Source organism: Psychrobacter sp. HD31 (assembly GCF_051097895.1).
Lineage (GTDB): Bacteria > Pseudomonadota > Gammaproteobacteria > Pseudomonadales > Moraxellaceae > Psychrobacter.
The window spans coordinates 950,810-964,327 of sequence record NZ_CP142525.1 but is presented as its reverse complement, the minus strand read 5'-3'; the positions used below and the strand labels follow the sequence as shown (position 1 = coordinate 964,327).

Sequence of the window (13,518 nt, the reverse complement as noted above, 5' to 3'; positions counted from 1 at the left end):
GTTTACAGCCCAGCATCCGCTTTTAACGCAGCAGCTTTGTCTAAACGCTCCCAAGTAAAGGCATTTTCTGTACCTTCACGCCCAAAGTGACCATAGCTTGCTGTTTGTTGGTACATGGGTTGAAGCAAATCAAGCATACGAGTAATACCATATGGGCGTAAATCAAAATGTTTACGTACTAGCTCAATCATGGCTGCTTTTTCAATTTTGGCAGTACCAAAAGTGTTGATTGAGATAGATGTTGGTTCGGCAACGCCAATAGCGTAGCTGACTTGTACCTCACAGCGATCGGCTAAACCAGCTGCAACAATGTTTTTTGCAACATAACGTCCTGCGTAGGCAGCACTGCGATCAACTTTTGAGGGGTCTTTACCACTAAAAGCACCGCCACCGTGGCGTGCCATACCACCGTAGGTATCGACAATAATTTTACGTCCAGTTAAGCCTGCATCACCAACAGGGCCACCAATAACAAATAAACCAGTAGGGTTGATATGATACTGTGTATTGGCATGTAACAAATCGGCTGGTATCACGGTTTTAATGATTTCTTCCATTACCGCTTCTTGTAAATCTTTTTGAGAGATACTTGGGTCGTGTTGAGTAGATAAAACGACGGCGTCGATTGCCGTTGGTACAACTAAACCTTCTTTTTTGCCATATTGTAAGGTGACTTGAGCTTTTGCATCAGGGCGTAACCAAGGTAGTTTACCGGCACGGCGTAAGTGAGATTGACGCTCCATCAAACGGTGTGCGTACTCAATTGGTGCAGGCATCAGTACCTCAGTTTCGTTGCTTGCATAGCCAAACATTAAGCCTTGGTCTCCGGCTCCCTGATCTTCTGGCTTTGCTCTGTCAACGCCTTGTGCAATCTCTGGAGATTGTTTACCAAGCATGTTAATCACGGCACAGGTCTCGCCATCAAACCCTAAGTCTGAATGCTGATAACCAATGCCTTTAACGGTATCTCGTACAATGCGTTCTATATCAACATTGGCAGTTGAGCTAATCTCGCCCGCCAGTACAACGGCACCCGTTTTAACCAAAGTCTCACAAGCGACACGCGCATGTGGGTCTTCTTTTAAAAATGCGTCTAAAATGGCATCAGAAATTTGATCGGCCATTTTATCTGGATGACCTTCGCTAACAGATTCAGAAGTAAAAATTTGGTAATCACGCATGGTAACAGTCGCTTATTTTGTTGCAAAAATTAATATCTTAAAACTCTATATTCTACCCTTAAATGCTTATAAACACTAGTCAGCAAGATAGATTGTTTTACTGAACTTTAAGATAAAGATAGGTTGTATGAAAAATTGCTAGTGATTTAAAGACTTAAAGATGACAAGTTGCTAGATTTTTAAGGTGTTTTATGGTTGTATAGCAGGCATTGTCGTCATTAATAGACAACTTTTGACTTATTGATTAAATAATTAAGTTTTAAAAGCTAAGATTTAAAAGTTATGCAGCCCAAGCAAATTCAAACACCTAAAGTCCGTTCTACCTCTTTATTAGTCCGACTAACCATCGGGCTAATTGGGATGTTTGCATTTTTTCAGGTGTATTCTGTCCAGTCAATTTTGCCTGTATTAATGGATGAATTTGGTATTTCAGAACTAAAAGCGGGGTTGTTAGTTGGTGCGACGGTAATGGGTGTTGCTGTTATGTCGCCTGTAACTGGCATGGTCTCAGATGCTTTAGGGCGTAAACGTATCATTGCTTTATCATTAATGCTATTAGCCGTGCCTACCATATGGATGGCATATGCAATGGATGTAAAAACCATGATGATTTTACGTTTTTTGCAAGGTGTTGCCATACCAGGTATTACGGTTGTTACGATTGCTTATGTGGGGGAAGAATACCAAAATAGTTCATTAACAAAGCTCATGGTTTTTTACGTATCTGGTACCGTTATGGGTGGGTTTTTAGGGCGATTTACGTTAGGTCACTTGCAAGACTGGGTAGGCTGGCGGCATGCTTTAATAGGGATGGGCTTAGTCACTTTGTTAAGTGCAGCATGGATTGCATGGGCATTGCCAGATTCTAAAAACTTTAAGGCGAATCCGAACTTTTTATCTTCGATAACCGTTTTAAAGTCACACCTCAAAAATCGGTATTTATTAAGTGCCTGTTTATTGGGGTTTTGTGTGTTGTTTACCTTAGTGGGTGGCTTTACTTTTATTAATCTTCATTTAGCGCATGCCCCTTATTATTTGTCTTCTGGTCAATTGGGCAATATTTTTGCTGTTTATTTATTAGGGGTTGTTATTACCCCAGTAACCAGTTGGTTATTACAAAGATTTGGCACAACCAAAACGGTTAATATTGCCATTGCTGTGGCGTTAGGCGGCATTGTTGTGACTTTGTTTCAGCCTTTATGGGCAATTGTGGTGGGTTTGGCCATCATGTCTAGTGGGATATTTATTAGTCAATCTGCAACGATTAGCTATATTGCAATGAATGTGAATAAAGGGCGATCATTAGCATCTGGGTTATATTATATGAGCTATTATATTGGTGGCAGTATGGGTGCATGGGTATGTGGCTTGATATATCAGTTAGGACGATGGCAGGCGGTTGTAATTGCATTGGTGGTTGTACAATCATTAGCCATATTGATTGTTAACCAATTGATGAATAAGCACAAGGAATAGCTGAATTACTTTAGATACATGGATGGTAAAGGCTGTAGGTGGTAAAAGGCTTTTGAAGCAGGACTTTAAAAGCCGTGTGCATTTAACTAAAAATGTTGTTATTGAGCGCATCGCTAATAATATCAATGCACTCAATTAATATGCTAAATCAATGAGCCAAGTTAATGTGTTACTTTTGGTTCTTCGTGCGCTAATGATTTAGCCGCCTGACGTAACTCAAACTTTTGTACTTTACCGGTACTGGTTTTAGGTGTTTCGGTAAAGATAACGTGTTTAGGTACTTGGAAGCCAGCCAAGTGTTGGCGGCAATGTTCTATTACTTCTTCACGTGATAGGGTATGACCTTCGGCAATTTCTACAAAAGCGACTGGTACTTCTCCCCATTTTTCATGAGGGGCGGCAACAACGGCACAACTCACAACTTCATCAAGTTTATATAAGATATTTTCTACCTCAATACTAGAGATGTTTTCGCCACCAGAGATAATAATATCTTTTAGCCTATCCATGATTTTGATATAGCCATCGGGATATTTAACACCCAAATCACCAGAACGGAACCAACCGCCTTCAAAGGCTTTATCTGTGGCTTTGCGGCTTTTTAGGTAGCCTTTCATCACCATGTTTCCACGCAAAGCTAGCTCACCCATCTCTTCACCATTTGCTTCTACAGGTATGTTTGTCCCTTGTTTAAACACCTCAAAACCTGCCATTAAATGAGAAACAACACCCTGACGAGACTTTTTAATTGCGCGTTCTTGAACGGTTAGTGCATTCCATTCATCATGCTCAGCACAAACAGTAACAGGACCATAAACCTCTGTTAGCCCATAAACGTGTGTAATATCAAAGCCCATGGCTTCCATTTTTTCTAGCATGCTTTCTGAGGGTGGCGCACCTGCCACCCAACCTTTAACCTTATGGTTAATTTCTGCTTTTAGTTCTTCTGAGCCACTGGCAATCATGGTATGCACAACGGGGGCGGAGCAATAATGGGTAACTGAGTGTTTGGCAATTAATTTTAAAATTAGATTAGCATCAATTTGACGCAGGCAAACATTGGTTGCGGCTCTTTCTGCAACTGACCAAGGAAAGCACCAACCGTTACAATGAAAAAGCGGCAACGTCCATAAATAAGTTGCAAACTTAGGCATGTCCCAGTCTAAGATATTAGAAATGGCATTGAGTGTCGCCCCACGGTGATGGTAGACAACCCCTTTTGGTACACCCGTTGTGCCAGAGGTATAGTTTAATGAAATGGCATCCCATTCCTCTTCTGGCTTTTCCCAATTGGTTAGGTCATCAGAGCTTGCAATAAGCGCCTCGTAAGTCATTTTGCCAAATTGTTCAACATTAGGTAGGGCTTTGTCTGTTGAATGGATAATAATTAAGTCTGGGAAGGTTTCATCAAGTATTTCAGCCAAATGTGCAAATTCACTGTCTAAGATTAATATTTTTGCTTCACTATGCTGTAAACAAAATGTTAACGCATTTGCGTCTAACCGTGTATTTAAGGTGCAAAGTACAGCGCCAGACATCGGCACACCAAATGCTGCTTCAACCATTGCAGGTGTATTGGGCGACATAATGGCTACGGTGTGGTTTTTTTCAATGCCTAACTTACGCAGCCCATCTGATAATTTACAACATCTTTCAAACGTTTCTTCCCAGGTCTGGCTATAATCATTATGTTGTAAATCATCATAAATAATGGCAGTTTTTTTAGGATAAACAGCGGCGGCACGCTCAATAAAGTCGATTGGGGTAAGCGGTGTATGGTTGGCTTGATTTTTGCCTAACCCTGTATGAAAGTCTGTCATAATAAATGTCCTTATTTATTAAAAATAGCCAATAGTCGTTGGTTGGATTGTGTATTGCTTGCTAAAAAAGGTGGGATTAGTTTTTGTGTTTGAGCTTTGGCGAACAAAATTAAAAACTAAAAAAGCGTACGCACTAATTCCATCCATAGATTAAGTGATTACATACTATATGATACTGTTTTGATAAGCAATATTAAAAAACTATCAGACTGTTAAAACAAACCTGATATTGTTTTGATGTTTTTTATTGGTTTATAGTTCTACAAACTTTGCTTTGTCTTTAAACATACACTCACCATAAACCGGGCACTTGCCACATTTTGGCGTGCGTGCCATGCAAGTGTAGCGACCGTGCAAAATTAAATAATGGTGGGCATCAACAATAAAATCTTTTGGCACACGTTCTAGCAGTTTTTGCTCGACAGCCAGTACAGTTTTGCCAGTTGCTAACCCAGTGCGGTTGCTGACACGATAAATATGGGTGTCTACCGCCATGGTTGGTTGTCCAAATGCTGTATTTAATACCACATTGGCAGTTTTTCGCCCAACGCCTGCTAGGGCTTCTAGGTCTTTGCGATTATCGGGCACGATACTGTTGTGTTTTTCTATCAAATCTTTACAAGCTTTAATCACGTTTTTGGCTTTTGAGTTAAATAAGCCAATGGTTTTGATGTATTCTTTTAAACCGTCTTCTCCCAAGGCATAAATGGCTTCTGGGGTGTTTGCCACAGGGTAGAGTTTGCGTGTGGCTATATTGACACTAACATCGGTTGCTTGGGCAGATAAAATAACGGCAATTAATAGTTCAAACGTGCTGGTATATTCTAGTTCGGTAACTGGCTCATCAATGGTGTCGGCAAGTTTTTGAAAAAACGTGTAGACATCGCGGTTAGGCAAGCGGCGTGAAGGTGGGGTATCTGCCGTCTTATGCTTAACGGTTTTAGATTTTGTCGTTTTTTTAGCTTTTTTACCTGACTTGAGTTGCTTTGCCTCTTGTATGGCAGCGCTTTTGTTTTTAGCTACTTTGCTGGCGATTGGCTGGCTCATGTTAATGCTCGTTAGTTTGATTGCTCATATTTTACTATCAAGCAACTAATGAAACAAATTTGAATCGAGCTGAAACTTGCCTAAAGCTATTTTAATTTTTAATTAAATCATGTAAGTAATCATATCATCAGAAAAAGTATTGAACACTATAAGCCACAATCAAAGCAGGTATGGCACTATAAGCGGTGGCGATAATAGCAGCCTTAGGCGCAAGTGCCAGAGCGGGGAACAAGGCATCACCATCGTTACTAATCGCATTACCTAACAAAGTTGATATTGGCACAACACCCTGTAAATATAGGGATGCGACAATAATTTGAGGACCACAACCTGGCAAAAAACCAATTAAGACACCAAGTAATGGTGCTAGCCATAAAAAGCCAGCGTTACTACCAGTAAATAAGCCTTCTAAAGAAACCCCTGTAAAATGGATAAAAATCTCAAATAGTAAAAAAGCAATGATGACCCAAACCATAATAAAATTCGTGTCATGGACGACTTTAGCTGTCATTTGAGTAAACGATGAAGCCTTAGTATTGCATTGATTTGTATTGCTTCCTGTTTTAAAAGGCATATTATCCGATTTGCTGGCGACACTGTCTTCTGCCACTAAGCTTTTATAAGAAAATTTAAGTGGTAATAATGACCACATTAATATTGATAGCACGGCTGCTGCGGCACCAATCATTAAAGGTAACTCTGCTTGATGACCAAATAAAGTGATTGGTGATACCTCAACTTGAAACGCAGAAAGTAGCGTAAAAGGGGTTGCCACAACCAATAAGAGCAACCATAAAAACGATTGATAATGGGGGATAGGCAATATTGCTCGTTGTTCATTTTCAATTTGTGCTTCGTCGCCAGTTGTGCTTTGCCTTAAAAATTCAGCGCCATGTATTTTATCAACAATTAAGCCCGATATAATGCCCATAATTAAGCCAGTACAAACCACCAACATGCCTATTTTCGGTGATTTCGCTAATATTAAAAAAGCAGCATCTCCCATTGTGGCAACCAACACTGCCACAAAAGCCGAAAAACTAATATGCCCAGCAGCATATTGTGACACAACAATAATGGCACCACCACACCCAGGTAATGCCCCCAAAATTGAGGCAATGCTAATTTGTTGCCAAGCAGGCTTGGCTTTGAGCTTGCTAATGTCAAAACCAAAAACCTTTTCGGCAGTGTAATAAATAAAAAGGGTTAACGCCACAAATACGCCTACATTAATATAAGCATCGGCAACCGTTGCAAGAAAGCTTGCGCGAAATGAGGGTGCAAAAACATATAAAAAAACTAACAACATAGGTATCGCAACCCGAAGATGTTTCTTTGGTATGCTGATATTTGCAAATTTTACAGTGTCAGTTTTTACGGCAGTGGTTTTATACATGTTTTTATTTTCTAAAATTTAATGAGTGATGCTGGCTAATATAAGCAAAGTTATTAGTGTAAATAATAACTATAATCATTATTATTATAATCATCTAAAAATAAAACTCAACAAAAACATTGTTATTGTTATGGATATAAGCGTAGTTATAGGTAAAAAACTGGCTGTAAATAGCAGCTACTAAAAGAAGTTGCTAACAGGTTATAAAGGAGAAGGCTGTTATTTTATGAATGGGGTTATTTGTACTTGATAATTCTATAACGCGTCAAAACTGTTCAATTCTGCTTTTAACGCTTCTATTTCGGCTTGTTTTTTTGCGTTAGCTCTTACAGCCAGTTGTTTTTCTAACTTTTTAATTTTGGTGCGTAGTTTGGCAGCCGCAATGGCTTTTTTTGCTTGAGTTTCATTAATATCTAGGCTGGCATTAGCGGTGCTGGCAAGTTTGCTTTCTACCATGCTAACGACTGGCTTTGTGTTTGTGCTGTCTTGCATTTGTTTGGCAACTCGATTCAAATGTGTATGATAACGCTTGCGTAAGTGGTTTTGTTCTTGCTCACGTTCGATAGGGCTTGGTGTGTGTTCAATTGGCACGAGTTCAATACAATCAACAGGGCAAGGTGCAAGGCACAGCTCGCACCCAGTACAAAGGTCAGTAAAAATAGTGTGCATGTGTTTGCCTGTGCCGATGATGGCATCGACAGGACAAGCAGGAATACACTTGGTACAACCAATGCAGTCGTCTTCTATAATTACGGCTCTTACTTCGTTAGGGCGGGCGGTGTGCTCATTGATTGGCCATTTTGAGGGCTTAGCGATTAGTTTTTCTCTGCCAAGCAGGTTGCCCAAAATATCAGTAATTGCTTGTCCCCCTGGCACACATTTGTTGTGCGCCTCTCCTTTAACCACAATCGCATGCGCATAGGGCAAACAACCTTCGGCATGGTCACACAGTCCACATTGGGTTTGTGGGAGATGGCTGTCTATTTGGGCAATTTTATGCAGTTCATCATCAGACAACGCAGACAAGCCCAACTCATCAAAAAGAATGGGCAGTTTTTGTAAGCGTTGTGTGTTGTTGGTTTGTGTGCTTGGCATGATTGTTGCTAAAGTTGCTAAAAAGGGAACGGACGATTTTAGTTAGATTGATAGGGGGAATATTATAGCATTGATTACTTTAAAGTGGTGTTGCCGCATTTAAAAGTGCGCTGCTAAAATGTATTTAGTGCGCCCTGATAACAATTTTAGTTAGTTAACAAAAAATGAGTAAATTAAACAATTGGACGGCGGCGATAAAACAAAATACCGGGGATAGATAAGCCCAGTACTAGGCTTGAAGTCACAAAAATTGCCTCAAAAAAGTAAGTCATCATTTGAGAAAATAAATCCATAGAAAAACCAAAATAGCCAATTTGTACCATACTCACCATTGCTTTATAGGCAACAATACCTGGCATCAAACAAATCACACTTGGTGCAATAAGTGCCTTGGGTGGTAGGGTAAATTTTTTAGAATAATAAACACCCAAAAAACTGGCTGTCATCGCCCCAAAAAAGGTGGCAAAAATTAAATGCACATTGATTTCTACTAGTATGGTTTTTAAACCAAACCCAAATGCTGTCATCAATAAACAAGGCAAAATATAACGGCGAGGCACGGTGAACATCAGCGTCCAACCTAGGGTAATGATGCAGGATAAAATAATGGATTCAATAAGCCAAACCATTTTATAACCCCCAATTTTGAATTTGTAATAACAACAAAGCAAACACAATGCCCACGCAGGCAGATAATACCAACATAAATGTAAAAATAGAACGAGCAACGCCCATATTGACATAGCCTTTTAAAATATCTGACATGGCATTAATCATCGGAAAGCTTGGAATCAACAAGAGTACGCTAGAGGCAACTGCAATTTCGGCATAACTGCTTGCTTCAAAAAAGTAGGTGGTTGCCCCAATTAAAGAGGCAATAAACGCGGTTAAAATGACACTAACAAACACGTTTAAGTAGCGTTTACTAAAATGAATCCGCATGAGCATGGCAATAAAACCAGCAACAAAAGTAACGGCTGTAATGCTAAAATTACCACCATTTAAGTAAGCAAAACCGGCACAAGAACCACCAACCGCCATGGCAACTGCCCAAGGGGGATAAACGTCTCTGTCCATTAGGTCAAAGTTAGTTTGGGTGTCGGCAATTAAATCATCTTGTGTGTCGGCACTGCGATGGGCAGATTCTACGGTGCTAACAATTTGCTGTATTTGCACCAAAATATTGACATTAATGCCTTGGTTAACCGTATCACGTGTTGTGGTAATGCACCGCCCGTTGTAAAGGGTGGTTAACGTTAGGGCATTAAAGGATACGGCACATTCAACACTTGCCACGCCCAAGGCAATACCAAGGCGTTTGGTTAAATCGACCACCACGGCAGACTCTGCGCCATATTGCATGAGTAATAAGCCGCAACGAACACAAAGGCGTGTAATTTGTTGCTGCTCCTCATAGGGCATAAAAGGTAAAGACTTTTGTATGCTTTTGGTCATAGTGGCATAAATAAAATGGTTATATTGGTTTTGTTATCATCTCTTAGTTGTATGTCGCATTAAAAATTTTAACAAAAAATGGTGGGCAATACCCAGCCTTTTATCAATTCATAAAAAGATTAACCTTCCCAAACGGTTTTTACTGCTGGGAATTTACCGCTAATTTTTTCAAGCCATTTTGCATGTTCGCCACTGTCGCTGGTATCTGCAATTAACAAATTTGCCAGTGCTTCAAAATGTGCATGGGCAGTATCGCCATCGGCATTGCTATCGTCATCAATTGCCAAGGAGACTTGCCCACCCGTCATCGCTAGGTAGACTTCTGCAAGAATCTCGGAGTCCAACAAAGCGCCGTGGAATGTACGATCTTGCTTCCCCACGTTTAGGCGGCGCACCAAAGCATCAAGGGTGTTTTTTTGCCCTGGATATTGGTGTTTAGCAAGGGCAAGTGAGTCGGTTACTTTTGCATGGTCAGACAGCCTGGGCAAACCAGCTTTAGTAAACTCCATATCCAAAAAGTTCATATCAAAGTTTGCGTTATGTGCAATGACTTCAGCACCTTGCATAAACTCAAACACTTGCTTGGCAACTTTATCAAATGTTGGTTTGTCTTCTAAAAAGGCATCGGTAATACCATGAACACGAATAACTTCTTCGCTCATAGGTTCTTTACGATTAGGGTTGATGTAAACGTGTAGTTTTTCACCCGTAAATTTGCGCCCAACCATTTCAACAATACCGACTTCGATAATGCGGTCATCGTTCATGTATTCAAACCCTGTGGTCTCGGTATCCATAATCAACTGGCGGTTGTTTTTGCCTTTGTTGATAGGGGTAGGCAACATGGGACGAAAATAAGGGTTAGCTTTGCTGGTATCGCCATCAAACTTTGGTAAGTCAGCCTCATCTTCATAAATATCAGTGTGCAAACGCTCATTGCTAGATTCGATATCGTTGGTTTCGATATTAGAAGATAATGGTTCAGTAATGTTTGCTGATGCCACTTTTTCTAATTCTTCAGCTTCTTTTTGAGCATTGTTTGTAAAGTCATTATCAATGCTTTTTTCATCGCTTTCTTCATATAAGTCATCACTGATGTCCTCGTCATCTAAAAAACCCAGTGGGTCGTTACTTAACCAGTCATCACTATGTTGGTTTTTTTGATTATTAGGCTTGGCAGAATTTTGCAGATTGCCTTCTGGATTTAACACACCTTGGTTGGCAAGTTCATCTGCCTTTTCATTACCAGCGTGTCCTGCATGCCCTTTTATCCAGTTCCAATCAATGTTTCTTGCTTGGTTAAGTTCATCTAATTGTTGCCATAAATCTTGATTTTTAACTGGTTTTTTGTTGGCAGTTTTCCAGCCTTTTGCTTTCCAACCATTAATCCATTGGGTAATGCCATTTTTTACATAGCTTGAGTCTGTCCATATTTCAAGCAAATGTGCGCTAGGGCTGTTTTTAATAGCTTCAATCGTTGCGGTTAGCTCCATACGATTGTTGGTGGTTTGTTGCTCGCCAGCATATAACTCTTGGGTTGTGCCATCTGCAAATATTAAATAGGCACCCCAGCCACCAATGCCTGGGTTTTCTTTGCATGCGCCATCGGTATAGGCAATGGTGGTATTTGCTTTAGGGGTTAAGGGATACTCAGACATATTTGCCTCAATGTTGGGTAAAATTTTGGTAAAAATAGATATGGTATGTCGATTAATATGATGGGCTATGGCGCAAAATTGTGTCAATGATTCTTGTATCAATGACGGCTGATAGCCCTTTAATCGCTTTGTTTTTTACATTTTTAGTTAAGCCACGTTTTAGTTGTTTTGTGCTTGATAAAAACGTTAGATAAATGGTTTAGTCAAATATTATAACAATAAAACCACCGCAAAATTATAAATGATGTCCATTTAATAGGTTTTGGGCGGTTATCACTCAGCACTGGCTTACAAGAAACCTTCTTTAAATATTTAAGCCTATGCGTTTGGTGTGACTGTTTCGGCTGTTTTTTGAGCATTTGTTTGCTGTGCTTTCCAACGACGGTATTTGGCTAGGTCACTCTCCATCATTTTTAAACAAAAACCCAGTACCATCACATCATCAATTGCACCAACTACAGGCAATGAGTCTGGAATGATGTCAATTGGATTAACCGCATATAAAACACCCGTTGCGGCAGCGGCAATGGTTTTTAATGGGATTTTTTTATACTCACCAGCACGGTAGTCCTTAACGAGGCTCATAAGTGTTTTCACGTCTTCTAAAAAACGTTCAAGCCCTCGTTTATTTTTTAATTTATTTTCTACAGATTCTTCATTACTGATTAATTTTTTAATATTATCTTGAATGCTCATGGTTAGCTCTCCGTTATATAAAACTGACAAACTGTTACTTTACCGTGCATAGCATTTTTGCAATAATGTTATATTATTGCATTTATCGATTGATGCTAGCGATACAAGGCTATTATGGTATCTGTTGGCTATATTATCAATAAAATATTACATGAAAAAACATAACAGGCAGTCACGATGCGCTCAAAACAAAAAATAAATCAAAAACAAAGTACAGAGGTCAGTTACATTAAAGATGACGAGGCTTGTCATAAAGTAAGCAAGGCTAATCGTAGAACTTTTTTAAAAGGGCTAGGGCTTGGTGTTGGTGCGATTAGCGCAGGCGTTTGCTTACCTAGTAGAGCTGAGCTAATAGGCTATTCTGGCGAGTCTGGCGGATTTACCAACAACCGTGATTTTAATTTTAACGCAACAGGCTCTGACTACCAAGATGGTTATCAAGAAGCTTATGAGCCTGCAAAAACTTGTAATGCTGCTGTAATTGATACCCGTTTGTTTTCTAGTTCAAACACAAGCAGTGGTATGCATGAGCGCAACAATTTAGCCATTAAACGATTAACTTGTGCTGGTTTTAATGTACAAAATCCAGAAATATTAAATCGAAAATATTACCGTTTTGGTGGCAGTGATCAAGAGCGTACGAACGATTTTCAATATATTGCGAATGGGCATGTAGAAGCGCCTAAATTGCTGTTAGGTGTGCGTGGTGGCTATGGAGCGATGCGTATTTTAGATAAGGTAAGTTGGGCTAAACTAGGGAGCGTATTAAAAGAACGTGGAACCATTGTGGGTGGGTTTAGCGATGTTACCGCAATTCAGTGTGCTTTGCTGGCAAAAGGTGGTATGGGTAGCGCAAACTTGCCAATGGCATACAGTGAGTTTGGTAAGTATAAGCCTGACCCGATTTCGTGCGCTGGCTTTGTAAAAGCAGTGACGGATAAAAACTTATTAATTTCTACCTACCGCAGTAATAAAACCTCATATAAGTTACCAACCATTCTTTCTAAACGTCCAAGTCAACGCATTAGTGGTACCATTTGGGGTGGTAATTTAAGTGTGTTGTCAGCACTAGCTGGCAGCAGCTATATGCCAAACCCTCGTGGTGGCATTGTGTTTATTGAAGAAGTGGGTGAGCAACCATATAGGCTTGAACGCATGTTGTATGATTTACACCTAGCAGGTGTATTTAAAAACCAGCAAGCCATTGTTTTTGGTGCAATGGCACGTAGTGGTAGTGATGGGTATGACCCCAGTTATGATGTGGCAGCGGTTATTAAAGAGCTGCACAAAGTGACGGGTTTACCTATTTATAGTGGTGTTGCCTTTGGGCATGTGAGTAAAAAGCAAAGTTTTCCAATGGGCTGTGATTGCACCATTGTGCCTAACAGCAGTGGTTTTGATTTAAGGTTTGCAAACTACCCAACAATTGATGCTGGTTTGATTTATGAGCCAGCATTGAGTGCTTAAGCACTTTATAACCTTTATTTGTTTAAAACTAAAAATAGTGAACCAAAAAAACCGCGCTTTTAAGCGTGGTTTTTTTATGCCAAGTAAATTTTTATTTTAATTTTTGCAGTTAAATATTTACACAAAGGATGAAATTTGGTTTAATAGTTTTATTGAGTGAAATTATAGTTTTACTATATGAAACTATAATTAAAAACAAAGTATCTTAACGCTATAACTTTTAATGC

General features: G+C 39.7%; 11 protein-coding genes. 2 read left to right on the top strand and 9 right to left on the bottom strand.

Features of this window, described 5'->3' with window-relative positions:
• Positions 1-2: 2 nt before the first annotated feature.
• Positions 3-1,181, bottom strand: a complete 1,179-nt coding sequence (gene metK, locus VH441_RS04175; RefSeq protein WP_434354226.1) for a methionine adenosyltransferase — start codon at positions 1,179-1,181, stop codon at positions 3-5.
• Between the two features lie 282 nt (positions 1,182-1,463).
• Here metK and VH441_RS04170 point away from each other — a divergent pair, with 282 nt between their 5' ends.
• Entirely contained in the window at positions 1,464-2,657 is a 1,194-nt protein-coding gene (locus VH441_RS04170; RefSeq protein ID WP_434354225.1) for an MFS transporter, read from the top strand.
• A gap of 161 nt (positions 2,658-2,818) precedes the next feature.
• Here VH441_RS04170 and VH441_RS04165 read toward each other — a convergent pair whose 3' ends face one another.
• The 8 genes from VH441_RS04165 to VH441_RS04130 form a co-directional block, all read right to left on the bottom strand.
• Entirely contained in the window at positions 2,819-4,477 is a 1,659-nt protein-coding gene (locus tag VH441_RS04165) for an AMP-binding protein (RefSeq protein ID WP_434354224.1), read from the bottom strand.
• A gap of 252 nt (positions 4,478-4,729) precedes the next feature.
• Positions 4,730-5,524 (bottom strand): endonuclease III, encoded by a 795-nt coding sequence (nth, locus tag VH441_RS04160; protein WP_434354223.1) that lies wholly within the window; start codon positions 5,522-5,524, stop codon positions 4,730-4,732.
• 127 nt (positions 5,525-5,651) lie between these two features.
• Positions 5,652-6,920, bottom strand: coding sequence for a putative manganese transporter (locus VH441_RS04155; RefSeq protein WP_434354222.1), 1,269 nt, complete (start codon positions 6,918-6,920; stop codon positions 5,652-5,654).
• Positions 6,921-7,175: 255 nt separating this feature from the next.
• Positions 7,176-8,015, bottom strand: a complete 840-nt coding sequence (locus tag VH441_RS04150) for an RnfABCDGE type electron transport complex subunit B (protein WP_434354221.1) — start codon at positions 8,013-8,015, stop codon at positions 7,176-7,178.
• Between the two features lie 173 nt (positions 8,016-8,188).
• Positions 8,189-8,644 carry a threonine/serine exporter family protein gene (locus VH441_RS04145; RefSeq protein ID WP_434354220.1) on the bottom strand — a complete coding sequence of 152 codons (456 nt, stop codon included), beginning with the start codon at positions 8,642-8,644 and terminating at the stop codon, positions 8,189-8,191.
• Between the two features lies 1 nt (position 8,645).
• Positions 8,646-9,470 carry a threonine/serine ThrE exporter family protein gene (locus VH441_RS04140; RefSeq protein WP_434354219.1) on the bottom strand — a complete coding sequence of 275 codons (825 nt, stop codon included), beginning with the start codon at positions 9,468-9,470 and terminating at the stop codon, positions 8,646-8,648.
• Between the two features lie 119 nt (positions 9,471-9,589).
• Entirely contained in the window at positions 9,590-11,128 is a 1,539-nt protein-coding gene (dnaQ, locus tag VH441_RS04135; protein WP_434354218.1) for a DNA polymerase III subunit epsilon, read from the bottom strand.
• A 318-nt stretch (positions 11,129-11,446) separates the two neighbouring features.
• Entirely contained in the window at positions 11,447-11,824 is a 378-nt protein-coding gene (locus VH441_RS04130) for a YkvA family protein (RefSeq protein WP_434354217.1), read from the bottom strand.
• A 177-nt stretch (positions 11,825-12,001) separates the two neighbouring features.
• Between VH441_RS04130 and VH441_RS04125 the strand changes: the two genes are divergently transcribed.
• The gene (locus tag VH441_RS04125; protein ID WP_434354216.1) at positions 12,002-13,291 is read left to right on the top strand and encodes an LD-carboxypeptidase; all 1,290 of its coding nucleotides are present in this window, start codon (positions 12,002-12,004) and stop codon (positions 13,289-13,291) included.
• The last annotated feature ends 227 nt before the right edge of the window (positions 13,292-13,518 follow it).